A 24,833-nucleotide genomic window follows, 5' to 3' on the forward strand; every position below is an offset into this window, starting at 1 on the left:
TGGATTTGACGATCTTACCCACCGCCTTCGCAGCAATGAAGCTGCGCAGGCTTTCACACGCACAAGGTTGGTTGAACCCATGGCTATCGCCGAACAGACCCCGCCCGCCGCTTCCGGGCAGGCGAAGAAAAAAGACAAGACCCACTGGCTGTACATCTCAGTGATCGCCGCTGTCATCCTCGGCGCGGCGATCGGCCTGATCGCCCCGGATCTGGGCAAGGCGCTTAAGCCCCTGGGCGACGGCTTCGTGGCGCTGATCAAGATGATCATCGCACCTGTCATCTTCTGCACCATCGTGCTGGGCATCGGCTCCATCGCCAAGGCTGCCACCGTGGGCAAGGTCGGCGGCCTGGCGCTGCTGTACTTCCTGACGATGTCCACCTTTGCCCTGGCCCTGGGTCTGATCGTCGGCAACATCATCCACCCCGGGTCGGGGCTCGACCTGCAGCCCTACGACCCGAACAAGCCGAAGGCCTCCAACGGCACCGTCGACTTCTTCATGTCGCTGATTCCCGGCGACATCCCGGTGCTGCCGACCCTCGTGGTTGCACTGCTGGTCGGCTTCGCGCTGCAGGGCATGGGCAAGTCCGGAGAGCCGGTGCTGCACGGCATCCAGGCCATCCAGAAGGTCGTCTTCCGCATCATGATGATGATCATGTGGGTTGCGCCGCTGGGCGCGTTTGGAGCGATCGCCGCAGTGGTTGGCGCCACCGGCTGGGCCGCGATCGGCTCTATGGCGATCCTGATGGGCGCCTTCTACCTGACCTGCATCATCTTCATCGTCGTGGTCCTGGGCACCCTGCTGAAGGTGGTGACCGGGCTGAACATCTTCGCGCTGCTGAAGTACCTGGCCCGCGAATACCTGCTGATCTTCTCTACCTCCTCTTCGGAGACCGCGCTGCCCCGACTGATCGCCAAGATGGAACACGTCGGAGTCTCCAAGCCGGTCGTGGGCATCACCGTTCCCACCGGCTACTCCTTCAACCTCGACGGCACCGCCATCTACCTGACCATGTCAGCCCTGTTCGTCTCCACTGCAATGGACATGCCGATGAACCTGGGACAGCAGATTGGCCTGCTGGTGTTCATGATCATTGCTTCCAAGGGCGCCGCAGGCGTCACCGGCGCAGGCCTTGCCACGCTGGCCGCCGGCCTGCAGGCCCACCGCCCCGAGCTGCTCGGAGGCATGGGCGTGATCGTGGGCATCGACAAGTTCATGTCCGAGGCCCGCGCACTGACCAACTTCACCGGCAACGCCGTGGCGACCTTGCTGATCGGCAAGTGGACCAAGGAAGTCGATCTGGAGCAGGCCAAGGCAGTACTTTCCGGCGAACGCCCGTTCGACGAGGCAATGCTGGAAGAAAGCATGCACTAGCCCACGTGTGATCATCGAAAATCCGCTGCCGCAGCCAAAGCTGAGGCAGCGGATTTTCTGCGTCTTGGGCCAGCGGCTAGGCTCGGGGCATGAGCCCAGAAGAATTACAGCTGATCGAGGCCGCGCGAGAAGTCATCGAGAAGCACACCGACGCCGATGAGCATGGCGACGGCTTCCACACCATGGGCTGCGCGGTGCTTGATGAGCAGGGCAGGGTCCATGTGGGAGTCAATTTCTACCATTTCACCGGAGGCCCCTGTGCGGAGCTTGTCGCGCTGGGCGCCGCGCGGGCCTCCGGCGCCCGCAACCCGCAACTGATCGTCGCTGTTGGAAACGCCGGGCGCGGGGTCAAAGCGCCGTGTGGGCGCTGCCGCCAAATCATGTCAGACAACTACCCGCAGATTCGTGTCATCACTCCCACCAGTCAGGGTGTGAAAAGCATGGAAATCCAGGAGCTGTTGCCCTATGGCTTCGACTGGAACGCCGCCCAGAGCTCCTGAGGCTAGAACCGGGCCGACCATTGCGTTGGGACGAAGGATCCACCCAGCTTCCATACAACGTTTGAGTTAAGGTTCAAGGTAAAGGCTCGCCGTAGAACGGGACAAAAAATAGTTAAAGTCGGTGCTGGAAGATAATCTTGAATGGAGCGCTGAGCTCAGAGTTTTGTCTTAAATCAACGGGAAGTGTGGTTGACCCATCGTGAGCGAGGAACAGGGAAGCAAGGTCCGCGGCGCGGGAATGCTCAAGGAGCCGCGCCCCTTAGGCCCCACTGGCAAGCCGTTGTCCGAATTCCCCGTCCCTGCACCGCTGCCTTCGCACGGTCCAGCGCGCGTGATCGCCATGGTGAACCAGAAGGGCGGCGTTGGCAAGACCACGTCCACCATCAACCTGGCCGCTGCGCTCGCCGAGTACGGACGCAAGGTGCTGCTGGTTGACTTCGACCCGCAGGGCGCATTGTCGGCAGGCTTCGGCACCAACCCCCATGAAATGGACATCACCGTCTACAACGTGTTGATGGACCGCAACGTGAAGATCACCGACGCCATTTTGCACACCGATGTCGAGAACATCGACCTGCTGCCGGCAAACATCGACCTCTCCGCCGCCGAAGTGCAGCTGGTCAACGAGGTAGCCCGCGAGCAGGTGCTCGAACGCGAGCTGCGCAACGTGATTGACGACTACGACGTCGTGCTCATCGACTGCCAGCCTTCGCTGGGCCTGCTGACCATCAACGCGCTGACCGCCGCCCACGGCGTCATCATCCCGCTGACCGCAGAGTTTTTTGCCCTGCGCGCGGTGGCCCTGCTGATGGAAACCATCGACAAGGTCAAGGACCGGCTGAACCAGGTACTGGAGCTGGACGGCGTGCTGGCCACCATGTACGACCCACGCACCCTGCACAGCCGCGAAGTCATCACCCGACTGGACGAGGCCTTCGGCGAAAAGCTGTTCGAGACCGTCATCAAGCGGACCATCAAGTTCGCCGACGCGAATGTCGCGGCCGAGCCGATCACCACCTATGCGGCGAACCATCCTGGCGCCGAGGCCTACCGCAGCCTGGCGCGGGAGCTGATCTGGCGCGGCGGCGCCCCGTAATGAGCGCAGTACTGCGCGAAGAACCCAGCGTGCAAACCGCCGCCGATTCACCTGCCACGGACCCCGAGAGCGGGGCCGAGGAATCGGCTGGCGGTTTTCGCCTTGCCCTGGACAACTTCAACGGCCCCTTCGACGTGCTGCTGCACCTGATCACCAAGCGCGAGCTGGACATCACCGAGGTCGCGCTGGCGGAGGTCACGGACGAGTTCATCGCCTACCTGCGCGAGCTGCAGGCAAGAAGCCTTTACGAGGGCGATGACGGGATGAAGGTGCTGGATGAAACCACAGAATTCCTGGTGGTCGCCTCCACGCTGCTGGACCTAAAAGCCGCCCGGCTGCTGCCACGCGGGGAGATGGCAGACGAAGAAGACTTCGAGCTGCTTGAAGCAAGGGATCTGCTCTTTGCCCGGCTGCTGCAGTACAAGGCCTTCAAAACTGCCGCCGAATTCCTAGGCGGGCGCTATGAGTCGGAGGGCGCCCGCAAGCCGCGCGAGGTGGCGTTGGAGCCGCAGTTTGCGGCGCTGCTGCCCGAACTGGTCTTCAACATTTCCGCGCAGCGTTTCGCCCAGATCGCGGCCGCCGCGCTGGAGCCCAAGCCCGAGCCGCAGACCGAGGTGGGGCTGGGCCACCTGCACGGCGCGAATGTCACCATCGCCGCAGAGGCGGAGGCCATCGCGGGGATGCTCCGCGAGCACGGCGCCATGGACTTCACCGCGCTGGTGGCCGACGCGCAGCTCCACCTGGTCGTCGTTGTGCGCTTCCTGGCCCTGCTGGAGATGTTCCGCCAGAAGGTCATCGTGTTTGAACAGCAGCACCCGCTGGGAGACCTGCAGATCAGCCTGGCAGGGGAGTCGGACTTTGACGCCGAAGCGGTGCAGGACGACTACGACGCGTCGGAGGGTGAGGGGGATCATGAGTGAGATTGCACCCATAGACCAGCTGCCCGGAGGGCTTGAATCAGGGTTGGAAGCGGTGCTGATGGTCGCCGATTCCCCCGTAACTTCGGCGCGTTTGGCCCAGATCTTCGAGGTGCCGGTGGCCCGGGTGGCCGCCGCCCTGGAGAAGCTGGCGACCGAGTATGATAGTAAGGATCGACCGCGGGGATTTGAACTTCGTCGCGTCGCCTCCGGGTGGCGCTTCTATTCGCGGGCCGATTATGCCGATTTCGTCTCCAGTTATGTGCTCGACGGGCAAACAGCACGCCTGTCTCAGGCCGCCCTAGAAACTCTGGCTGTCATCGCTTACCGACAGCCGGTCTCGCGTGGACGTATTTCGGCGATTCGAGGTGTCAACGTCGATTCGGTGGTGCGCACGCTGCTCACCCGCGGATTGATTACCGAGTATCCGGAAATGGGCGATGGCGGCGCAACGCTGTACCAGACCACCGAATACTTCCTGGAACGACTGGGATTGGGCTCGCTGGATGAGCTGCCTGCGCTGTCCCCGTATCTGCCAGGGGTGGCGGATCTCGAATCGCTGGATTCGGCAACCTACGACGACTAAGCGGCGCCGCAGCGCGGCACCGCTTCAAGGACCAGCGCAGAGTGCTGCCCGCACCGGGCAGAAGAACTCGCGAACACGTAACAGCAAGGGACATGTTTAGCATGAGCAGGGGATCATCCTCCGGCCGCACCCCACGCGGCAACAATTCGAACTTCGGCGGCAAGAGCTCCGGCGGCCGCGGCGGCCAGGGCTCCAAGCCAACGGGCGGCAAGTCCAGCGGCGGCAAGTCCTTCGGCTCCAAGCCGGGACGTCCGGGCGTAGGTTCGGCCAAGCCCTACGGCAAGTCCGCCGATGCCAAGCCTTTCGGCAAGCCGGCAGCCGGTTCCAAGTCCGCCAGCGGCTCGGCCAAGCGCAATACCTCGGCAGTGCGCAAGAACTCCGAGCGCGCCTTCGCCAAGGAGCGCTTCGGCAATTCCGTGCCGACCAACTACGCCCGCCCGACCCAGCGCGCCCGCGCCCAGGCCCGGGCCGAAAGCCAGGCCAACCGCGCCGCGTTCGGCGAGTCGCAGGACGGCATCCGCCTGCAGAAGGCCATGGCCAACGCCGGCGTTGCATCGCGCCGCGTCTGCGAGGAGATGATCCTCGAAGGCCGCGTAGAGGTCAACGGCAACCTGGTCGTGGAGCTGGGCAGCCGCGTGGACCCCGAAAAGGATTCGATCCACGTGGACGGCATGCGCATCCAGCTGAGCAAGGCCACCCGCTACTACGTCTTCAACAAGCCCAAGCACGTGATGTGCACGATGGACGACCCAGAGGGCCGCCGCGTGATCTCCGACTACTTTAAGAACGAGCACCACTCCCAGCGCCTGTTCCACGTCGGCCGCCTCGACTACAAGACCGAGGGCCTGCTGATCCTGACCAATGACGGCGAGCTGGCCAACCGCCTGCAGCACCCCAAGTACGAGGTCCCCAAGACCTACCTGGTGCAGGTTCCCGGCCCGCTGCCGCGCTCCGTGGGCAAGCAGCTGCGTGACGGCATCAAGCTGGAGGACGGCTGGATCAAGGTCGACGACTTCAAGCTGATCGACCAGTCCCCGAAGCACGTGATGGTGGAAGTGACCCTGCACTCGGGCCGCAACCGCATTGTGCGCCGCATGTTCGACGCCGTCGGCTTCCCGGTCCAGCGCCTGGTGCGCGTGGCCATCGGCCCGATCCAGCTCGGCGACCAGAAGCAGGGCACCATCCGCTCCCTGGGCAACCAGGAAGTCGGCCACCTGATGAAAATGGTAGGAATGTAATTCGCATGGCAACTTCACATCTCGCCGGACCGGTGCTGGTCATCGGCACCGGCCTGCTGGGCACCTCCATCGGACTTGGCCTGCGCGCCAAGGGCGTGGGCGTCTACCTGCAGGACATCTCGCCGACCGCCCAGGGCGTGGCCCAGGACATCGGCGCCGGCGTGGTGCTGGAGCATGCAAAGATCGCACCGGAGCTCGTAGTGATTGGCGCCCCGCCGGATGTCACCGCGGCCCTGGTGGGCGACGCGCTGCTGGCCTACCCGAACGCCACCGTGGTGGACATCGCCAGCGTCAAGGGCTCGATCCTCGACGCGGTGCTGGCCGACCCGCGCCTGGGCCCGGCGGAAACCTCCCGCTACGTGGGCACCCACCCGATGGCAGGTCGCGAAAAGTCAGGCCCCGCCGCTGCGCGCGGCGAGCTGTTCACCGCCATGCCGTGGGTGATCTGCGCCCATGAGCAGGCCGCCGCCGAACGGGTCAAGGTCGCCGAATCGTTGGCCATCGACCTGGGCGCGACCATGCACCGCATGAGCGTGAAAGAGCACGACGAATCCGTCGCCCTGATTAGCCACTTCCCGCAGGCCGCCAGCTCCATGATCGCCTCTCGGCTGCTGAACGCCGAGGGCCACCAGCTGGCCCTGGCGGGCAACGGGCTGCGCGACACCACGCGCATCGCGGCCAGCGATGAGAAGCTGTGGATCCAGATCTTCTCGCACAATGCCAAGGCGCTGGTGCCGATCCTGGAAGGGATGAAAGAAGACCTGGACCGCCTGATCAACACCCTGCAGCACCCCGGCGAGCCGGGCGCGCTGCTGGACTTGTCCCAGCTGATGACCGAGGGCAATGCAGGCAAGGCCCGAATTCCGGGCAAGCACGGCGCCCCGCCGCAGGCCTTTGCCCTGGTCACCGTCGTCATTGACGACAAGCCCGGCCAGATCGCGGCCCTGCTGACCCAGATCGGGCAGGCGGGGATCAACATCGAAGACTTGCGCATGGACCACTCGGCAGGCCACCAGGTCGGCATGGTCGACGTCTCGGTGGTTCCGGGACGGCGCGACGAACTTATCAACGTACTGACTTTCAACGGATGGAAGGTTGCCCAGTGAGCAGCGTAGAAAACGGCCGCATCGTAGTAGCAATTGACGGACCCAGCGGTTCGGGCAAGTCCTCGGTCTCCAAGGCCGTGGCCCGCACCCTGAACGCCGCTTACCTGGACACCGGCGCCATGTACCGCGCCATCACCTTCTCGGTGCTGGCCGAGGGAGCCGACCTCAACGATGCCGCAGCTGTGGCCCAGGCGGTGCGCGATGCGCAGCTTCAGATCTCGGTGGACCCGGATGCCGAGCTGGTGCAGATCGCAGGCCAGGACGTCACGCAGGCCATCCGCGAGCCGCGCATCTCCGAGAACGTCTCCGCGGTGGCCACCAACCTGGAGGCCCGCGCCGAACTGGTGCGCCGCCAGCAGGAAATCATCGCAGCCAATGAGCGCATCGTCGCCGAAGGCCGCGACATCACCACCGTGGTGGCCCCCGACGCCGACGCCCGCATCCTGCTCACCGCCTCCGAAGAGGCGCGACTGCGCCGCCGCGGCTTGCAGCTGGGCGGCACCCAGAACGACGCGCAGCTTGAGGCTCAGGTGCTTGCCCGCGACGCCAAGGACTCCACCGTCGTGAACTTCACCGAAGCAGCCGACGGTGTAATGACCGTCGACTCCTCGGACCTCGACTTTGAACAGACCATCGCCGCAGTGCTTGACGCAGTGCAGGCGGCTAAGAAAAACTAGCCTCGAGCTGGTGCCCATCCTCGGCGGGAGCCGATGAAGATGACAATCGCTGTGAAGGGAAAATCATGAGCGAAAACAACTCCACCCACGACGAGGACTACATCCCCGTTGGAGACGACGATATCGCCGAGCGCCTTGCCGAACTGAGCGATGAGGATGCAGCCATCCGCACGCAGGCGCTGCTCTCCGGCCTGGACGACTACGACCTGGACGAAGAAGACGCAGCCCTGCTCGCCGGCCTGGACGAGTACGACGACGATGACGCAGACGTGGTCATCCCGCCGGTGCTGGCAGTCATCGGACGCCCCAACGTTGGCAAGTCCACCCTGGTCAACCGCATCATCGGCCGCCGCGAGGCAGTGGTGGAAGACACCCCTGGCGTGACCCGCGACCGCGTGTCCTACTCCGCTGAATGGATGGGCCGTCCGTTCACCATCGTTGACACCGGCGGCTGGGAGCACGACGCCAAGGGCATCCACGCCTCGGTGGCCGACCAGGCGGAGATCGCCGCCGACGTGGCCGACGCGATCCTCTTCGTGGTCGACGCCCACGTGGGCGCCACCGCCACCGACGAGGCAGTGGTCAAGATGCTGCGCAAGAAGGGCAAGCCGGTCTTCCTGGTGGCCAACAAGGTGGACGACTTCAACCAGGAAGCAGAAGCAGCAGTGCTCTGGGGCCTGGGCTTCGGCCAGCCATGGCCGGTTTCCGCGCTGCACGGCCGCGGCGCCGCAGACCTTCTGGACGCGGTCATGGAGAAGCTGCCCGAGCATTCGGCCTACGGCGGCCTGATCCCTTCGGGTGGCCCGCGCCGCATCGCGCTGATCGGCCGTCCGAACGTGGGCAAGAGCTCGCTGCTGAACAAGCTGGCAGGCTCCGAGCGCGTGGTCGTCGACGACTACGCGGGCACCACCCGCGACCCTGTTGACGAGCTGATCGAGCTGGGCGGGGAAGTCTGGCGCTTCGTCGACACCGCCGGCATCCGCCGCCGCCAGCACATGGCGGTGGGCTCGGACTACTACGCTTCGCTGCGCACCCAGGCCGCCCTTGAAAAGGCAGAGGTCGCCGTGGTGCTGCTTGCGGCCAACGAACGCGTTTCCGAACAGGACGTGCGCATCATCCAGCTGGCCATCGAGGCCGGCCGCGCCCTGGTGGTCGTCTACAACAAGTGGGACGAGGTGGACGAGGACCGCCGCTACTACTTGGAGCAGGAAATCGAGCTGGACCTGGCCCACATTGAGTGGGCGCCGCGCGTGAACATCTCGGCGAAGACCGGCTGGCACAAGGACAAGCTGATCCCGGCGCTGAACAAGTCGCTGGAATCCTGGGACAAGCGCATCCCCACCGGCAAGCTCAACGCCTTCCTCGGCGAGCTTGTCGCGGCCCACCCGCACCCGGTGCGCGGAGGCAAGCAGCCGCGCATCCTGTTCGGCACCCAGGCCTCGGCCCGTCCGCCGCGCTTCGTGTTGTTCACCACAGGATTCCTGGATCCGGGCTACCGCCGCTTCATCACCCGCCGCCTGCGCGAGACCTTTGGTTTCGAGGGCAGCCCGATCGAAGTTTCGATGCGCATCCGCGAACGCCGCGGCCGCAATCGCTAGCAGTTCGAAATTACCTGCCGACTTGGTGTAGGGTAATAACGGAGCTTTTCGCAGACGGCACCCTTGGTTCTCACGACTTGGGGATAACGGCTGCGGAGGCATCGGGCTATGGCGCAGCTTGGTAGCGCGCCTGACTGGGGGTCAGGAGGTCGCAAGTTCAAATCTTGTTAGCCCGACCAACCGCGCAACCCCGGCAAGCAGAGATGCTTGCCGGGGTTTTGCCGTCTTGCAGCGCGGGCCACAACCACAGGAGCAGATGTAGTGAAGCGCCGTTTTATGCAGGTCGATGTCTTCAGCGGCCACCCGTTCAAGGGCAATCCGCTGGGCGTGGTGCTGGACGGGAGCGGACTGAGCGATGAGCAGATGCGCGACTACTCCCGCTGGTCGAACCTCTCCGAGGTCACCTTCATCCTCCCCACTCAGGAGCGCGCAGCCGACTACCGGTTCAGGATCTTCTCCGGAGACACGGAGTTCCCCTTTGCCGGCCACCCCACCCTGGGTACCGCCCATGCCTGGCTGGCCGCCGGCGGCGCCCCGCGGGTGCCGGGGAAGATCCACGCCCAGTGCGCCGCAGGAATCGTCCCGGTGAAATTCGGGGCCGCTGGATACGCCTTTGTGTCCCCGCCGCTGCAGCGGACCGGTGAATTCGACGCCCAGCGCCGCGAGGCCGTGCGCGCCATCCTGGGCGTTGATGACTCCCAGATCCTTGCCACCCAGTGGGTGGACAACGGGCCGGGCTGGAGCGCGGTACTGCTCGACAGCGCGCAAACGGTGCTGGACTTGAAACCAGATGCCTCGGCGCACCGCCAAAAATGGAAGATCGGCGTCGTCGGCGCCCTGCCCGGGGGATCGGATGCGGCATTCGAGGTCCGGGCCTTCAACTTCAACCACGGCGCGCTGCGCGAGGATCCGGTCACCGGAAGCCTGAACGCGGGCATTGCCCAATGGCTCGTGGACAGCGGCCGGGCGGCGCTGCCCTTTTCAAATCGACAGGGCACGGCGATGGGGCATCTTGGACGCGTCGACTTCACGCTGGATGAGGGCCTGCTATGGACCGGAGGCGCGGCGGCAACCCTGATCGACGGGCACATCGACATCTAGGGCCGCGCCAATGTGATCGAGGCGATTGCCAGAACCCGGCGCCGCGCCTAGGCTTGTACCCATGGGTACGCTGTTCAACTAATGACCGTCTTGCGTCCAGCACCGCTGCGCACCACGGTCCGCCGCCAGCTGCATCGCAGCTCGCGGCATCCCTCGCCCGTCCAGCGGCGGTTGTCATGCCGTCGACGTGAGGATTGAGAACACACCATGACTTCCCCCTTGCCTGCAGAAACACTCCACACTCCCGAGGCCTTCTGCCTTGAACTGCGCGGCGTCAGCATGAGCTTCGGCGACCGTGACGTCCTTGACGGCGTCGACCTCAGCCTTGGACCCGTTGACCGCGTGGCGGTCCTGGGCGAGAACGGCTCCGGAAAATCCACGCTGCTCCGCCTGGCCGCCGGATCGCTGGCCCCCGTCCATGGTGTACGGCGCGCCAATGTTCCCGGCCATATCGCCTACGCCGCCCAAGCTCCCCGGTTCGGGCCGGAACTGAGCATCGGCCAGGTCATCGACTCCTACCACCACCGCTTCCGCGAGCTGGAGCGGCTGATGGATGCCGTCAGCAGGCGGCTTGGCGCAGCTTCGGGCAGCCGGCAGGAGCAGCTGCTGGGCCAGCTGCAGCAGCTGACCGACATCTACGAAGCGGCCCAGGGGTATTCGCTGGAGCAGCGGATGGACCGCGCCCTGCAGCAGTTGGGGCTGGCGCACCTGGACCGGCGGATGCCGGCGGCAAGGCTGTCAGGAGGGCAGCGCTCCCGGCTGGCCCTGGCTTGCGTGCTGTGCTCCGGGGCCCAGCTGCTGCTGCTTGACGAACCGACCAACGACCTCGACGAGACGGCGATGGCTTGGCTGGAACGCAGCCTCGACGCGCATCGCGGAGCCTTGCTGGTGGTCAGCCACGACCGCATGTTCCTCAAGCGCTTCGCCCGCAGCATCGTGGAAGTCGCCGACGGGGCGCTGCGCCACTATGGGGGCGGCTATGACGGCTACCTGAAGGCCAAGGAGCAGGAACGCCAGGCGGCGCTGGCGGCCTATGAGAGCTGGAAAGACGAGCTTGAATGCTCCCAAAGCCTGGTGCGGAAGAACACGTCGAGGGTTGCCGCGATTCCGCGAAAGCAGGAAAAGGCCGCGTTCGGCCATGGAAACTTCCGCCCGCGCAGCCGTAACCACGGCTCCACCTCTAAAGTCAGGCAGGCCAAGTCGCGCATCGAGGAGCTCGAATCCCATCCTGCTCCGCGCCCTGCGGAAGAACTTGAATTCACGCTGCCTACAGCGGGGGAGCAGGGCAATGAATCCGGGCTGCTGCTCAGCCTGCATGAACCGGTGCGTGCCACCGAGCCCCGGCTGGCGTGCCCCAATCTGGACATCAGCCTGGGGCAGCGCTGGCTGGTGACAGGCCCCAACGGCGCAGGCAAGACCACCCTGCTCAGGCTGCTGGCAGGGGAGCTGGAGTACAGCAGCGGCGGCATCCACCGCGCCGAGGACCTGCGCTGCGCCTGGCTTCGGCAGGAAGCGGCTCCGTTGCGCGGACAGAGCCTGCTGCAGTCGTTTGCCCTGGCCACCGGCCAATACCTCGACGATGCAGCCGAGACGCTGGCCGCCCTGGGGCTTTTCGACCCCCGTGATTTCCTGCGCCATCCGCAGGCCCTGTCAACGGGCCAGCAGCGGCGCCTTGAGCTGGCGGTTGCCGTCAGCTCGCAAGCCCAGCTGCTGCTGCTCGACGAACCGACCAACCATCTGTCCCCGGCCTTGGTTGAACAGCTTGAAGATGCGTTGGCGGAGTACCCGGGCACCGTGATCAGTGTCAGCCATGACCGCAGGTGGCAGCAGAAGCTCGGGCAGAACGGAGCATTGCACCGGCTGGAGGTCCGGACGGGCACCGTGCGGCAGCTGGGCTAGCCGCCGGTGCCCAGATGGTGGACTTTTATGTGCATTGGATCACATATCGTATATGATCTATCTGCAATGTAGCGCTACAAGTTCTCAGCCAGGGCCACCGGCAGGGAGAAAGGGAGGCTGACGCTGTGCAGTTCCACCACAACGGATATGTGTCCGCGGACCCCCGGGTCCAGCCCGCGGCGGGAACCGGGCTCGACCGCCTCGAGCAGCTGCCCGATGAAATGGACGTGCTGATCGTCGGCGCAGGCCCGGCCGGCATCATCACCGCCGCCCAGCTCTCCGCCTTCCCCGACGTGCATACGCGCATCATCGACCGCCGGCCCGGCCGCCTGCAAATCGGCCAGGCCGACGGCATCCAATCGCGCACCGTGGAAACCTTCCAGGCGTTCGGATTCGCCGAGCGCATCACTGCCGAGGCCTACGTCATCACCGAGACCGCCTTCTGGAATCCTGACCCCCAGGATCCTGGTCGGATCATCCGCACTGACCGCACCGCGGACGATCCGACCGGGGTCAGCGAGTTCCCGCACCTGGTGGTCAACCAGGCCCGCGTGATCGACTACTTCGCCGAATTCGCAGCCAACAGCCCTGCACGCACGGCGCCCGACTACGGCTGGGAGCTCAAGGAACTGTCGGTCGATCAGGCCGGCGACTACCCGGTCAAAGCCGTGCTGACCGGCTGCGGGGAAGACAACGCAGGCATCGAACGCGTCGTGCGGGCCAAGTACGCCGTAGGCGCCGACGGCGCGCGCAGCAACGTCCGCCGCTGTATCGGCGCAAAACTGGCAGGGGACAAGGCCAACCACGCCTGGGGCGTCATGGACACCCTGGCCGTGACCGACTTCCCGGATGTGCGCACCAAATGCGCCATCCACTCCAGCGCCGGTTCCATCCTGCTGATTCCCCGCGAAGGCGGCCAGCTGTTCAGGCTCTACGTGGACCTGGGCGAAGTTCCTGCCGATGACGGCGGCCGCATCCGGCAGACCCCGCTGGAGGAAATCATCCGGCGCGCCCAGGCAATCCTGAAGCCCTACACCCTTGAGGTGAAGGACGTCGCCTGGCACAGCGTCTACGAGGTAGGGCACCGCCTCGCCGACCGCTTCGACGATGTTCCACTGGAACAGGCCGGCACCCGCGAGCCGCGGGTCTTTATTGCCGGCGACGCCTGCCACACCCACTCAGCCAAGGCTGGCCAAGGAATGAACGTCTCCATGCAGGACGGCTTCAACCTCGCCTGGAAGCTGGGCTACGTGTTGTCCGGACGGGCCCCGCAGTCGCTGCTGCGCACCTACTCGGCAGAGCGCACGGTGATCGCCCGCGACCTGATCGACTTCGACAAGCAGTGGTCCTCGATGATGGCAGCCAGCCCGGCAGAACTTGAAGGCAAGGAGGGCGTGGCCGAATTCTACGTCCGCACCGCGGAATTCCCTGCCGGTTTCATGACCGAATATGCGCCGTCCGAGCTGACTGCCGCTTCCGCGCACCAGCACCTGGCCGCGGGCTTCCCGATTGGCAAGCGCTTCAAATCAGGGCAGGTCATGCGCCTGGCCGATGCGAATCCACGGCATCTGGGCCATCACCACCGGGCCGACGGGCGCTACCGGATCTATGTATTCGCCGATGAGCACCCGGCAGGCCAGTCCCAGAAGATCGCCGACCTGTCGGACTGGCTGCTTGGATCCGAACGCTCGCCGATCGTGAGGTTCACGCCTGCTGGTGCTGATGTCGACGCAGTGTTCGACGTGAAGGTGGTGTACCAGCAGGACTATGCACAGATGGACATCAATGATGCGCCCAAGGTCTTCCGTCCCAGCGTTGGAAAATTCGGGTTGACTGACTACGAAAAGGTCTACACCACGCTTGGAAGCCCCGACATTTTTGACGAACGGCAGATCTCGCGCGACGGCGCCATCGTGATCGTCCGCCCGGACATGTATGTTGCCAATATTCTTCCGCTGGATGCCACTGACGCGTTGGCATCGTTCTTTGAACCCATCATGCTCCAGCAGCACGGCTAGACGGGCGTTTCAGCCAGCAGCCAGCGGGCGCCGCAGAACACTTCGGCGTCCGCAGGAATAACTGCTGGCTGCTGGAGGTTGAAACTCCTGAACAGGCAAGCATTCGTGGAAGGTCAATGCCATGAGCCAAGAATTCACTTTCCACCTCCAGCAGGTGGTCGACTCCGAACAGATCTGTACTGACGGTGTGTGCTTCGTGCCGCCTAGTGTCCAGACAACTGATCCAGCAGATAGTCCCGAAGAATCACCGCGTGGTTGATGTGCTCGTCCTTGGCCCCATAGACAAAGGTAACCTTCGGGTGCTCGCTGAGAACTTCTAGAAATTCATCAACCGCTGGATTCTGATTCAGCTCCTGCAGGTAGTGCTCGGCGAACTCGTCAAAACGGTCCGGGTCATGATGCCAGGCCTTGCGCAGATCGGGGCTGGGGGTGATGGATTTCGCCCACAGATCCAGCTTCAATTTGTCTTTTGACTGCCCGCGGGGCCACAGTCGATCCACCAGAATCCGGAATCCATCGGATGCTTCAGGGTCGGAATAGGCGCGCTTGAGAAGAATATCGGTCATTGCTCCACACGCTTTCATCGTTTGAGATGTTCACGGTTGATGCGCCCTGAACACCATCCATATTCGAATCATCCCACGTTTGAGCTTGGAGCGAGATGAAAATATCGACTTTTCTGTTATCGCTTGCGCATTGAGTAGGCTAATCTGGAAATAGTTTGGTACTCATACCAAGCCGATGTTGAATACAAGCTCGTCGTGTACGAACTTGATGCAGATTTTCTGGAGGACCACAAATGTCGGAACATGGGCCGGTTGACCCGCATATCGAGTCTGCCTCCGAGACGACGAATATTTCCCTTCCGACGTTCCAGAGCTCTTCGGAACCAGCGATTATCTATGCGCTGAACGACGATGAGAAAAAGGCTGTTGCGGCTTTGCCCCAGGGTTCTGCCCTGCTGATTGCGCACACCGGTCCGAACAAGGGCGCTCGATTCCTGCTGGATACCGACGAGAGCATTGCCGGCCGCCACCCAAACGCCGACGTCTTCCTGGACGACGTCACCGTTTCGCGCCGACATGCAAAATTCGTCCGCACCGCACAGGGCTTCACCTTGAGCGACATTGGCTCGCTGAACGGCACCTACATCAACGGCGACCGGATTGACTCCATTGCCCTGAGCAACGGCGTGCAGGTGCAGATCGGAAAGTTCCGGCTCAATTTCTACCAGAGTGTGCCAAACCTTTAAACTAGTGAAGTTTGAAGTATTAGGTTCCAACGCCAATGATGTTTTGGCGTCTATTTGATCTTTGAGGTGTTTGTTCTTTGCCGATGTTTGACGCAGCCCGCAGCCCACGAATCGAGGCAGTTCGCCAAGATAATGTGCGACAGGCAGTCCTGAACATCGGCGAAGTCCTCGCTGAACTTAAAGACCAGTTTCCCCGGGTCACCGCCTCCAAGATCCGCTTCTTGGAGGACAAGGGGCTGATCATTCCCCAGCGCACCTCGGCTGGCTATCGCAAGTACACAGCATCCGACGTCAACCGGCTGCGGTTCATCCTCTCGGTCCAACGCGACCAGTATCTGCCGCTGAAGGTCATCAAAGACCATCTAGACGCGGTTGATCGGGGCGAAAGCCCTGCTGCCCTGCCTGGAGGCGCGCCAGCGGCCCCTGTAGCCGTAAGCACCGATATGACCGAAGCGGCCGAGCTTCATTCGCGCTCGGTGTCGCTTGCCGAGCTGCAGGGGATCACCGGCGCCAGCGAGAAACTCGTCGTCGAATTGCTGAACTACGGGCTCATTGAATCAGCGAACGGCCTCTTCGACGCAAATTGCATCCGCGTCACGAAGTCCGCTGTGCAGCTTTCCGCGCATGGAGTCGAGCCTAGGCATCTTCGCCAGTTCAGGACCGCCGCCGAGCGCGAGTACTCGCTGATCGAATCAATCGTCGGAAACGATCTGCGCAAGCCAGAGGTGTCTGCCCGGGCACGGGCGGCGGAAGAAGCCCAAGAAATTTCGCGGCAATGCCTGGAACTGCACGATGCCTTGGTGCAGCGTGCTGTTTCGCAAATCGACCGCTAAGCTGAAGCCAGAAGCGACTTTCCAACTCTCAGGGGGCAATCATGCTGGATTTGGAGTTCGCAGGAATACGTATCCAACTGCCGACGAATCAGCCGCTGCTGTTGCTGAAGCAGCAACATGAAAATCTCTTTCTCCCATTGTGGATCGGCGCGCCGGAAGCCTCGGCGATCGCCATGTCTGAACAGGGTTTGACACCACCTCGGCCGATGACCCACGACCTCCTGCTCAGCGTCTTGGAAGCCATGGAAGTGACTCTGGAGCGCATCGAGATTGTGGCCGTCCAGAATGCAGTCTTCACCGCCGAGCTGGTTCTCTCCAACGGCAAGCGGGTCGATTCCAGATCCTCAGATGCCGTGGCCCTTGCCGTCAGGGTGCAGTGTCCTATCCAATGCACCGAGGAAGTCATGAACGAAGCCGGCGTGGTTATCGAGAGTAGCTCCGAGGGCGAAGAAGCACCCGAAGAACAGATGCGCGAATTTCGGGAATTCCTCGACAATATCGATCCTGACGACTTTACCTAGGCCCTGGATTCATGGCGATTTTCTGAACGGACTTTTGCTCCGTGCGGCAGCCGTAATTTCGGGGAAAGCGACACGGATTAAAGTTAAGCTTGAAGGTCTTTGACCCTGCTTCAATATAGCCGTACCGTCGAGGCATAGGGATTATTCTGCTGGCTCTGCATGGCTTATCATCACTCGTACCTGCAGGTATCGCACGACAGTCCCCAACTCGTAACGATTCGCGCTGACTTGCAAGGAGCATTTGGATGGAGACTAACCAGGTGGGTCCCCGTACCGGGGCCGTCGGTGGTATGCATCGGTCCAATACTCAAGGCCTTCTCTTCACCGACGACCTGCCGCAGCTCGACGAGCATGCGGGGTACCGCGGGCCGATTGTCTGCAAGGCGGCGGGAATCACCTACCGGCAGCTGGACTACTGGGCGAGAACCGGCTTGGTTGAGCCCGCGGTCAGGGGTGCGCAGGGATCTGGCAGCCAGCGTTTGTATTCATTCAGGGACATCTTGGTCCTCAAGGTCGTCAAGCGGCTGCTTGACACCGGCGTATCGCTGCAGCAGATCCGGACTGCCGTCGCGCATTTGCGGGAACGCGGGGTTGAGGACCTGGCTCAGATCACCCTGATGAGCGATGGCGCTTCGGTGTACGAATGCACCAGCGCAGATGAGGTCATCGACCTCGTGCAGAAGGGGCAGGGCGTCTTTGGCATCGCTGTCGGCCGAGTTTGGCGAGAAGTAGAAGGCTCACTGGCCCAGCTGCCCTCAGAAAGTTCTGCTGAGCAGGCAGGCCTCGGAGACGAGCTGGCGGCCCGCAGGGCGGCCAAAGCGGCCCGCCACGTCGGGTGACAACAAGTTCAGAGAAGACCAAGAAGTGCGGCGGTTGAATCATTAGATTCAACCGCCGCACTTCTTTGTTTGTGCTTGGCCCGTGTCCCGACAGGTCGGGATCTGTGGGGGAGCGCTATTTATTTCCCTGGGATGATTTGCTCATGACGTCTTTGAGCAGTGCATCAAACTGCGAAAGCATCGGGGCAGTGCTCTTCGACGGCCAGAGGTGGACCGAGTAGGCGGCACCCTGGATCTGTTGCCATTCAGGATGCTCAGGAATCTCTGGCTTGACCATCGAGTCCCCGAACATCTGCCGCATCTCAGCCAAGCGGAAAGTATGTTCCGCCGAGTCCTTGCGGACGCGGTTGGCCACGACGCTGACTGGGCCCAAAGAAGGGGCGAACTCCCGCCGGAACAGCTCCAGTGCTCGCTGGGTGCGCTCGGTGCCTGCAACAGAGAAGAGGCTTGGCTCGGCGACGAGCAGCAGCTGGTCGGAAGCGCTCCATGCCATGCGGGTCAGGCCATTGAGCGAGGGAGGGCAGTCGATGAGGACCAGCTGGTAGCCGCTGGTGCGGCTAAGCAGCTGGGTCAGGCGGCGCAGGTCTCGAGTGCGCAGGTCCGGGCGGTCGTAGACGCTGGTGAATGCGTCGCCGACGGCAACGTCCAGAACCGGGATGCGCGTACGCGACTTCTTCTCGGCTGCCTTGGTTTGCCACGCGGCGGCGACCACGTTGTCCTGCAGGCGGGTGCGGCGTGCGTACTTCAGCATCTGGCCAATAGGCTGGTTGCCGTTGACTCGGACGCCAAGGCCGGTGCTGGCGTCAGCATGAGGGTCAAGGTCGATGACCAGAGTCGGGATGCCTGCGGCAAGTGCCGCCGAAGCCAGCCCGAGTGTTACGGAGGTCTTTCCAACGCCGCCCTTGAGGCTGCTGATGCTCACTACGTGCACGGACCAGACCACGCCTTTCACTGTTCGCTTCTTGAACGTCCCACCGAATTATTTAGTCTCTCATCATCATAGTGTGCAAGAGGGTGTTTCCCCGACTTTGCAACGGCGGATTTCGCACTTAGAACCAACTTAGTGATTAAAGCATCAGCTTCGCCCAATATTTCATGTGGTCTGACCACATGAAGAAATGTTTGGGTGTTCTGTGGGTCACCCGTGTAGGGTGTTGCCAGAAGGTGCTTGATTCAGCGCCTTTGCCAGACCCGACACATCTGGTTGCCTCCGGAATTGAATTCGTTCAGAGCCACGAATGCCGGCGGGAAGCAGCTGTGCTGATTCGATGTAGGGACACTATGTTTGAAAAAATTTTGGTCGCCAACCGCGGTGAGATCGCAATCCGTGCATTTCGTGCAGGTTACGAGGTAGGCGCAAAAACTGTTGCCGTGTACCCACATGAGGACCGCAACTCAGTTCACCGTCAGAAGGCCGACGAAGCCTACCAGATTGGTGAAGAAGGACATCCGGTTCGTGCGTACCTGGATATTGATGAGATCGTCCGCGTTGCCAAGGAAGCCGGCGCGGATGCCATCTACCCAGGCTACGGATTCCTTTCGGAAAACCCGGAACTGGCCCGCACCGCGGCAGCCAACGGAATCAAGTTCATTGGACCGAAGGCCGAAATTCTCGAGCTGGCAGGCAACAAAGTCGCTGCCTTGAAGGCCGCTCGTGAAGCAGGCATCCCGGTACTGGCCTCCTCGGAGCCGAGCGACGATGCTGAAAAGCTCATTGCCGAGGCGGACAAGATTGGATTCCCGATCTTCGTCAAGGCAGTTGCCGGCGGCGGCGGCCGCGGCATGCGCCGCGTCGACAAGCGCGAGGACCTGCCAGAGGCACTGGGCGCCGCGATGCGCGAGGCCGGCACGGCCTTCGGCGATTCCACGGTATTCCTTGAGCAGGCGGTACTGCGTCCGCGGCACATCGAGGTTCAGATCCTTGCCGACGAGCATGGCAACATCGTCCACCTGCATGAACGCGACTGCTCGCTGCAGCGCCGCCACCAGAAGGTCGTCGAGATCGCCCCGGCGCCGAACCTGGATGAGAGCATCCGCCAGGCATTGTTCCGCGATGCGGTGAAGTTCGCAGAAGCCTTGGGCTACCAAAATGCCGGCACCGTCGAATTCCTGGTCGACACCGTCGGCGAACGTGCAGGGCAGCATGTCTTCATCGAAATGAACCCGCGCATCCAGGTGGAGCACACGGTAACCGAAGAAGTCACCGACATCGACCTGGTCCAGGCGCAGATGCGCATTGCCTCGGGCGAGTCCCTGAGCGATTTGGGCATCAGCCAGGACAAGATCAAGGTTCGCGGCTGGGCACTGCAGTCCCGCATCACCACCGAGGACCCGGCCAACGGCTTCCGTCCGGACGTGGGAACCATTACCGTGTACCGTTCGGCCGGCGGTTCGGGCGTGCGTCTTGACGGCGGCACCATCTACACGGGCGCCGAAGTCTCCCCGCACTTCGACTCCATGCTGGTCAAGCTGACCTGCCGCGGCCGAGATTACGCCACCGCTGTGGGCCGTGCCCGCCGCGCGCTGGCCGAGTTCCGCGTGCGCGGCGTGGCAACGAACATCCCGTTCATCCTCAACGTGCTCAACGACCCGCAGTTCATCGCCGGCGACGTCGCCACCGACTTCATCGACTCGCGCCCCGACCTGCTCACCGGCAATGAGTCGCAGGACCGCGGCACCAAGGCGCTGAGCTACCTGGCGCATGTCACCGTCAACCAGCCCAACGGGCCGCGCATCGAAGGCATCGACCCGCGCAAGAAGCTGCCTGCCTTCCCCGGCGACAAGTCCAGCGAGCCGCTGCGTTCGCCGTTCGACGGCCCTTCGGCTGAAGCGCATCCTGCCGACGGCTGGCGCCAGAAGCTGCTGGAGCTAGGCCCCGTGGGCTTTGCCAAGGCGTTGCGCGATTCCAAGGCGGTCGGCATCACCGATACCACCTTCCGCGATGCGCACCAGTCGCTGCTGGCAACCCGCGTGCGCACCCGCGACCTGCTGGCCGCCGCGCCCGCCTACGCGCACACCGTCCCACAGCTGTTCTCCATGGAGGTCTGGGGCGGGGCAACCTACGACGTCTCGCTGCGCTTCCTGGGCGAGGACCCGTGGAAGCGCCTGGAACTGCTGCGAGCTGAGCTGCCGAACATTCCGCTGCAGATGCTGCTGCGCGGCCGCAACACCGTGGGCTACACCCCGTACCCCACCGAGGTCACCGATGCGTTCGTCAAGCAGGCGGCCTCCGCCGGCATCGACATCTTCCGCATCTTCGACGCGCTGAACGACGTGTCCCAGATGGCCCCGGCGATCAAGGCGGTGCGCGAGACTGGCACGGCGGTGGCAGAGGTGGCCCTGTGCTACACCGGCAACCTGCTGGATGCCAACGAGAAGCTGTACACCCTTGACTACTACCTGGACCTGGCGCAGCAGATCGTCGACGCCGGCGCCCACATCATCGCGATCAAGGACATGGCGGGCCTGCTGCGCCCGGCCGCGGCGGCCAAGCTGGTCACCGCGCTGCGCGAGCGCTTCGACCTGCCGGTGCACCTGCACACCCACGACACCTCCGGCGGACAGATGGCGACCCTGATGGCCGCCATCGACGCGGGCGTGGACGCCGTGGACGTCGCCAGCGCGGCGATGGCCGGCACCACCTCGCAGCCATCGGCGTCGGCGCTGGTCGCGGCGCTGGAATTCACCGAGCGCGATCCAGGCCTGTCCCTGGAAGCGGTCGCCTCGCTGGAGCCGTACTGGGAAGCCGTGCGGGCGATGTACAAGCCGTTCGAGTCCGGGCTTCCGGCTCCCACCGGCCGCGTCTACCAGCACGAAATCCCCGGCGGACAGCTGTCCAACCTGCGCCAGCAGGCCATCGCGCTGGGGCTTGGCGAGCGCTTCGAAGCCATCGAGTCGATGTACGCCTCGGTCAACGACATGCTGGGCAATGTGGTCAAGGTGACCCCGTCGTCCAAGGTAGTCGGCGACCTGGCGCTGCAGCTGGTGGGCTCGGGAGTGCCAGCGGAGGAATTCGAGGCGAACCCGCAGAACTACGACATCCCGGATTCGGTGATCCAGTTCCTCTCCGGCGAACTCGGCAACCCTCCAGGCGGCTGGCCTGAGCCTTTCCGCACCAAGGCGCTGCAGGGCCGCAAGGTCAAGGCGCACATCGAACAGCTGAGCGCAGAGGACGCCGCCGCACTGGAAGGCGACGATGCAACCGTGCGCGCCACCCTGAACCGCCTGCTGTTCGCCGGACCGGCCCGCGACTTCGCGAAGTCGGTGGAGAACTACGGCGACCTGTCGGTGCTGCATACCCGCGACTACCTCTTCGGCCTGGTCCGCGGTGTCGAGCACGTGATTTCGCTGGGCACCGGCGTGCGCCTGCTGGTCAAGCTGGTCTCGGTTTCGGAGCCCGACGAGAAGGGCATGCGCAGCGTGGTCGTCACGCTCAACGGCCAGTCCCGCCAGGTCAAGGTCCGCGACGAGTCGGTGGAGTCCACGATCAAGACCGCCCCGAAGGCGGATCCGAACAACACCGGCCATGTGGCGGCCCCATTCGCCGGCGCCGTCACCGTCAACGTCCAGGTCGGCGACCTGGTGGAGGCGGGCCAATCGGTCGCGACCATTGAGGCGATGAAGATGGAAGCAGGCATCACCGCCAACGTTTCCGGCATCGTCGCCCAGGTGACGCTCAACGGCACCAGCCAGGTGCAGGGCGGAGACCTGCTGGTAGTCGTCGAGCCGAAGTAGCCGCAGGCAGGCAATCTGCCGCCAAGGGGCGGTGCGCGATCAATGAATCGTGCACCGCCCCTTGTTTGTGGAAAAATCGTGCTGGTGTGCGGCGCCGAGTCCAGCGGCCGGCACCATGCAGCAGTCCAGGAGCAACAGGGGAGCCAGTATGAAACCAGCAAGAACTTCTTCGCGGGCCGAGCAGCGGCGGCTGGGCAAGGCCGCGGCCCACGTTTCCTCGACGCTTGGAGAGCTCGGGATCCTGCTGTTCACCCTGGGCGGGCAGCTGCCGCACCAGGAGGTTGCGCAGCGCCTGGGAAGCCAGCTGGAGTCGCTGGGCCTGGCCGCTGCGGTAGACACCGCAGGCCCTGCCCGGGTGCGCAGCGTGATGGACGGGAAGTTCGACGACGTCGACGTCCTGGTCGTGCTCGGCGGGTCGGGGCCTGATGGCGAAGACCAGCTCATGGATCTGGTGCAGTGGCTCTTGGCCAATGGGCGCACCGCGCTGGCCCAGAACCTGGTCTTCGCGCAATGGGGCGAAGGACGAGCCAAGCACCAGCCGGTCTTCAACCATGTGGTGCTCCAGCCTTCCTACCTCGGCGGGGAACAGCAAAGCGGCCGCAGGTTTCCCTGGGCCGCTTCTGCCGACGACTCGTGGGCTCTGGCCCGCGCCGTGCTGGACTACGCTGTCGGCTTGGGCGCCGAGTAGATGCCTTCGATGACGTCGCTGTAGTCCTTGACGACTACAGCGCGCTTGATCTTCATCGACGGGGTCAGGTGTCCCGAAGATTCGGTGAAGTCATCTGGAACGATGCGGAATGCGCGAATTGATTCGGCGCGGCTTACAGTGCTGTTCGCCTTGTCGATGACCTGTTGTATCGCCTCGGAGATCTGCGGAAGCTCGATGGCGTCCTTCATGGCGGTGTTCTTGTCCAGGTTGTGGCGTTCGAGCCAGCCCGGCAGTGATTCCGGATCCAAGGTGACCAGTGCGGAAATGAACGGGCGGCCTTCGCCGAGCACCAGGCACTGGGACACCAGCGCATCGGCGCGGATCTGGTCCTCCAGCAGGGCCGGGATGACGTTCTTGCCGCCGGCGGTGACGATGATTTCCTTCTTGCGCCCGGTGATCTTCAAGAAGCCTTCGGAATCCAGCTCTCCGATGTCGCCGGTGTGGAACCAGCCATCGGTGAAGGTTTCATCCGTGAGTTCCGGACGGTTGCGGTAGCCGCGCATAACGCAGATGCCCTTGGCGAGGATCTCGCCGTCGTCGGCGATGCGCACAGCATTGCCCGGCAGCGGCTTGCCGACGGTGCCGATCTTGATTTTTGCCAGGGTGTTCACGGAGATCGGCGCGGTGGTTTCGGTCAGGCCGTAGCCTTCCAGCACGGTCACGCCAATGCCGTTGAAGAAGTGCCCGAGCCGTTCGCCCAGCGGTCCGCCGCCGGAGACTGCATGGCGGATGTTTCCGCCCATCGCGTCGCGCAGCTTCTTGTACAGCAGCGCGTCGAAGAGCTTGTGCTTCAGCGTCAGGGCCAGCGGGATCTTCCCTGCCTGCTGCGCGCGGGAATAGCGTACTGCCACGTCGACGCCGGCATGGAAGATCTTGCCCTTGCCGCCGTCTTCGGCCTTGAGCATGGCCGAGTTGTAGACCTTTTCGAAGACGCGCGGCACAGCCAGAATAAAGTTCGGTTTGAAGGACTGCAGATCCTCCAGCAGGTGCTTGACGTCGGGAGTGTGGCCGGTGCGGCAGCCTGCGGCCACGTTGACCACGGAGATGAAGCGCGCAAAGACATGGGCCAGGGGCAGGAACATGATAGTTGATGCCCCCGGGTAGACGGCTTCTGGAAGCTCTGCCACCGAGTTCTCTGCCAGCTCAACAAAGTTCGAGTGGGTCAGTTCGCAGCCCTTGGGGCGGCCGGTGGTGCCCGAGGTGTAGATGATGGTGGCGACATCGCTCAGGCCCGCTGCGGTGCGGCGCTCTTCGAGCTGTTCGTCGCTGATCTTCGCACCGTCTTCTGTAAGCTGCTGCAGGCCGGCGCCGAACTGCCATACGTGGTTCAGGCCCTCCAGCTGTTCCTGATGGGCTGCCTGGCGTACGACGCTTTCATGCGACGCTGATTCGACGACGGCGGCGACGGCTCCGGAATCGGCGATGATCCAGGCGACTTGGCTGGGGGAGGAGGTCTCATAGATCGGGACGGTGACGCAGCCGGCGAACCAGATGGCGAAATCGACCAGCGACCATTCGTAGCGGGTGGCCGCCATGAGTGCGATGCGGTCGCCGGGCTTGATGCCGTTGGCGATGAAGCCCTTGGCGATTGCTCCGGCTTCGGCGGCGAACTGCGATGCGGTGACATCCTGCCAGCCCGAGCCGTCAGTTGGTTTAGAGAATAGGGCGGGGTTAGCGGCGGAGTTCGCATGGCGCAGTAGTAAATCGGTGATGTTGGACTGTGCTGGCGAGTGAATGCGTAGCGGTGAGCTATATTCGCGCATCTAATACTCATCTCCTGAACTTTGATGTGACCCCATGAGCAACGCGACGTAATCCGCGTCACAATGATATT

The 24,833-nt window shown here is 63.5% G+C and carries 21 protein-coding genes and 1 tRNA gene; 19 read left to right on the forward strand and 3 right to left on the reverse strand.

Features of this window, described 5'->3' with window-relative positions:
• Positions 1–79: 79 nt before the first annotated feature.
• From AUR04nite_RS12485 to AUR04nite_RS12545, 13 genes are all read left to right on the forward strand, one after another.
• Positions 80–1,375 carry a cation:dicarboxylate symporter family transporter gene (locus AUR04nite_RS12485; protein ID WP_141365522.1) on the forward strand — a complete coding sequence of 432 codons (1,296 nt, stop codon included), beginning with the start codon at positions 80–82 and terminating at the stop codon, positions 1,373–1,375.
• Positions 1,376–1,464: 89 nt separating this feature from the next.
• Positions 1,465–1,875, forward strand: a complete 411-nt coding sequence (locus AUR04nite_RS12490; RefSeq protein WP_141365524.1) for a cytidine deaminase family protein — start codon at positions 1,465–1,467, stop codon at positions 1,873–1,875.
• 199 nt (positions 1,876–2,074) lie between these two features.
• Positions 2,075–2,971 (forward strand): ParA family protein, encoded by an 897-nt coding sequence (locus AUR04nite_RS12495; protein WP_141365526.1) that lies wholly within the window; start codon positions 2,075–2,077, stop codon positions 2,969–2,971.
• Positions 2,971–3,891, forward strand: coding sequence for a segregation and condensation protein A (locus tag AUR04nite_RS12500; protein ID WP_141365528.1), 921 nt, complete (start codon positions 2,971–2,973; stop codon positions 3,889–3,891). Before AUR04nite_RS12495 ends, AUR04nite_RS12500 begins: the two co-directional genes overlap by 1 nt.
• A complete protein-coding gene (gene scpB / locus AUR04nite_RS12505) occupies positions 3,884–4,474 on the forward strand; it encodes an SMC-Scp complex subunit ScpB (RefSeq protein ID WP_141365530.1) in 591 nt (196 codons plus the stop codon). Before AUR04nite_RS12500 ends, scpB begins: the two co-directional genes overlap by 8 nt.
• 101 nt (positions 4,475–4,575) lie before the next feature.
• A complete protein-coding gene (locus AUR04nite_RS12510) occupies positions 4,576–5,712 on the forward strand; it encodes a pseudouridine synthase (protein WP_141365532.1) in 1,137 nt (378 codons plus the stop codon).
• Positions 5,713–5,717: 5 nt separating this feature from the next.
• Positions 5,718–6,818 carry a prephenate dehydrogenase gene (locus AUR04nite_RS12515; RefSeq protein ID WP_141365534.1) on the forward strand — a complete coding sequence of 367 codons (1,101 nt, stop codon included), beginning with the start codon at positions 5,718–5,720 and terminating at the stop codon, positions 6,816–6,818.
• Positions 6,815–7,495 (forward strand): (d)CMP kinase, encoded by a 681-nt coding sequence (gene cmk / locus AUR04nite_RS12520; protein WP_407646698.1) that lies wholly within the window; start codon positions 6,815–6,817, stop codon positions 7,493–7,495. Before AUR04nite_RS12515 ends, cmk begins: the two co-directional genes overlap by 4 nt.
• 65 nt (positions 7,496–7,560) lie before the next feature.
• A complete protein-coding gene (gene der / locus AUR04nite_RS12525; protein ID WP_141365538.1) occupies positions 7,561–9,093 on the forward strand; it encodes a ribosome biogenesis GTPase Der in 1,533 nt (510 codons plus the stop codon).
• Positions 9,094–9,195: 102 nt separating this feature from the next.
• A tRNA-Pro gene (locus tag AUR04nite_RS12530) sits at positions 9,196–9,272 on the forward strand.
• An 82-nt stretch (positions 9,273–9,354) separates the two neighbouring features.
• Positions 9,355–10,194 (forward strand): PhzF family phenazine biosynthesis protein, encoded by an 840-nt coding sequence (locus tag AUR04nite_RS12535; RefSeq protein WP_246055520.1) that lies wholly within the window; start codon positions 9,355–9,357, stop codon positions 10,192–10,194.
• A 207-nt stretch (positions 10,195–10,401) separates the two neighbouring features.
• The gene (locus AUR04nite_RS12540; protein WP_141365540.1) at positions 10,402–12,093 is read left to right on the forward strand and encodes an ABC-F family ATP-binding cassette domain-containing protein; all 1,692 of its coding nucleotides are present in this window, start codon (positions 10,402–10,404) and stop codon (positions 12,091–12,093) included.
• Between the two features lie 125 nt (positions 12,094–12,218).
• The gene (locus AUR04nite_RS12545; RefSeq protein WP_141365542.1) at positions 12,219–14,111 is read left to right on the forward strand and encodes an FAD-binding monooxygenase; all 1,893 of its coding nucleotides are present in this window, start codon (positions 12,219–12,221) and stop codon (positions 14,109–14,111) included.
• Between the two features lie 203 nt (positions 14,112–14,314).
• Here AUR04nite_RS12545 and AUR04nite_RS12550 read toward each other — a convergent pair whose 3' ends face one another.
• Entirely contained in the window at positions 14,315–14,677 is a 363-nt protein-coding gene (locus AUR04nite_RS12550; protein WP_141365544.1) for a DUF488 domain-containing protein, read from the reverse strand.
• Positions 14,678–14,910: 233 nt separating this feature from the next.
• Between AUR04nite_RS12550 and AUR04nite_RS12555 the strand changes: the two genes are divergently transcribed.
• From AUR04nite_RS12555 to AUR04nite_RS12570, 4 genes are all read left to right on the forward strand, one after another.
• Positions 14,911–15,363, forward strand: a complete 453-nt coding sequence (locus AUR04nite_RS12555; protein ID WP_141365546.1) for an FHA domain-containing protein — start codon at positions 14,911–14,913, stop codon at positions 15,361–15,363.
• A gap of 83 nt (positions 15,364–15,446) precedes the next feature.
• Positions 15,447–16,196 carry a transcriptional regulator FtsR gene (gene ftsR, locus AUR04nite_RS12560; RefSeq protein WP_141365548.1) on the forward strand — a complete coding sequence of 250 codons (750 nt, stop codon included), beginning with the start codon at positions 15,447–15,449 and terminating at the stop codon, positions 16,194–16,196.
• A gap of 41 nt (positions 16,197–16,237) precedes the next feature.
• Positions 16,238–16,717: a bifunctional nuclease family protein gene (locus AUR04nite_RS12565; protein WP_141365550.1), complete on the forward strand. Its 480-nt coding sequence runs from the start codon at positions 16,238–16,240 to the stop codon at positions 16,715–16,717.
• 245 nt (positions 16,718–16,962) lie between these two features.
• Positions 16,963–17,556: a MerR family transcriptional regulator gene (locus tag AUR04nite_RS12570; RefSeq protein ID WP_141365552.1), complete on the forward strand. Its 594-nt coding sequence runs from the start codon at positions 16,963–16,965 to the stop codon at positions 17,554–17,556.
• Between the two features lie 115 nt (positions 17,557–17,671).
• On the opposite strand, the gene AUR04nite_RS12575 is transcribed toward AUR04nite_RS12570, so the two are convergent.
• The gene (locus AUR04nite_RS12575; RefSeq protein ID WP_141365554.1) at positions 17,672–18,487 is read right to left on the reverse strand and encodes a ParA family protein; all 816 of its coding nucleotides are present in this window, start codon (positions 18,485–18,487) and stop codon (positions 17,672–17,674) included.
• A gap of 350 nt (positions 18,488–18,837) precedes the next feature.
• Between AUR04nite_RS12575 and AUR04nite_RS12580 the strand changes: the two genes are divergently transcribed.
• Positions 18,838–22,290 (forward strand): pyruvate carboxylase, encoded by a 3,453-nt coding sequence (locus AUR04nite_RS12580; protein ID WP_141365556.1) that lies wholly within the window; start codon positions 18,838–18,840, stop codon positions 22,288–22,290.
• Positions 22,291–22,438: 148 nt separating this feature from the next.
• Complete coding sequence (locus AUR04nite_RS12585) at positions 22,439–22,978, forward strand: hypothetical protein (RefSeq protein ID WP_141365558.1); 540 nt, start codon at positions 22,439–22,441, stop codon at positions 22,976–22,978.
• On the opposite strand, the gene AUR04nite_RS12590 is transcribed toward AUR04nite_RS12585, so the two are convergent.
• The gene (locus AUR04nite_RS12590) at positions 22,951–24,762 is read right to left on the reverse strand and encodes an AMP-dependent synthetase/ligase (RefSeq protein ID WP_141365560.1); all 1,812 of its coding nucleotides are present in this window, start codon (positions 24,760–24,762) and stop codon (positions 22,951–22,953) included. The two genes, AUR04nite_RS12585 and AUR04nite_RS12590, sit on opposite strands and share 28 nt — an antisense overlap.
• Between the last annotated feature and the right edge of the window lie 71 nt (positions 24,763–24,833).

The organism is Glutamicibacter uratoxydans (assembly GCF_006539925.1).
GTDB classification, from domain to species: domain Bacteria; phylum Actinomycetota; class Actinomycetes; order Actinomycetales; family Micrococcaceae; genus Glutamicibacter; species Glutamicibacter uratoxydans.

Excerpts from the sequence above, each read along its gene's own strand:
- AUR04nite_RS12485 (WP_141365522.1), top strand. The coding sequence starts at position 80 with ATGGCTATCGCCGAACAGACCCCGCCCGCCGCTTCCGGGCAGGCGAAG.
- AUR04nite_RS12490 (WP_141365524.1), top strand. The coding sequence starts at position 1,465 with ATGAGCCCAGAAGAATTACAGCTGATCGAGGCCGCGCGAGAAGTCATC.
- AUR04nite_RS12500 (WP_141365528.1), top strand. The coding sequence starts at position 2,971 with ATGAGCGCAGTACTGCGCGAAGAACCCAGCGTGCAAACCGCCGCCGAT.
- scpB (WP_141365530.1), top strand. The coding sequence starts at position 3,884 with ATGAGTGAGATTGCACCCATAGACCAGCTGCCCGGAGGGCTTGAATCA.
- AUR04nite_RS12510 (WP_141365532.1), top strand. The coding sequence starts at position 4,576 with ATGAGCAGGGGATCATCCTCCGGCCGCACCCCACGCGGCAACAATTCG.
- AUR04nite_RS12515 (WP_141365534.1), top strand. The coding sequence starts at position 5,718 with ATGGCAACTTCACATCTCGCCGGACCGGTGCTGGTCATCGGCACCGGC.
- der (WP_141365538.1), top strand. The coding sequence starts at position 7,561 with ATGAGCGAAAACAACTCCACCCACGACGAGGACTACATCCCCGTTGGA.
- AUR04nite_RS12540 (WP_141365540.1), top strand. The coding sequence starts at position 10,402 with ATGACTTCCCCCTTGCCTGCAGAAACACTCCACACTCCCGAGGCCTTC.
- AUR04nite_RS12550 (WP_141365544.1), bottom strand. The coding sequence starts at position 14,677 with ATGACCGATATTCTTCTCAAGCGCGCCTATTCCGACCCTGAAGCATCC.
- AUR04nite_RS12555 (WP_141365546.1), top strand. The coding sequence starts at position 14,911 with ATGTCGGAACATGGGCCGGTTGACCCGCATATCGAGTCTGCCTCCGAG.
- ftsR (WP_141365548.1), top strand. The coding sequence starts at position 15,447 with ATGTTTGACGCAGCCCGCAGCCCACGAATCGAGGCAGTTCGCCAAGAT.
- AUR04nite_RS12565 (WP_141365550.1), top strand. The coding sequence starts at position 16,238 with ATGCTGGATTTGGAGTTCGCAGGAATACGTATCCAACTGCCGACGAAT.
- AUR04nite_RS12570 (WP_141365552.1), top strand. The coding sequence starts at position 16,963 with ATGGAGACTAACCAGGTGGGTCCCCGTACCGGGGCCGTCGGTGGTATG.
- AUR04nite_RS12580 (WP_141365556.1), top strand. The coding sequence starts at position 18,838 with ATGTTTGAAAAAATTTTGGTCGCCAACCGCGGTGAGATCGCAATCCGT.
- AUR04nite_RS12585 (WP_141365558.1), top strand. The coding sequence starts at position 22,439 with ATGAAACCAGCAAGAACTTCTTCGCGGGCCGAGCAGCGGCGGCTGGGC.
- AUR04nite_RS12590 (WP_141365560.1), bottom strand. The coding sequence starts at position 24,762 with ATGCGCGAATATAGCTCACCGCTACGCATTCACTCGCCAGCACAGTCC.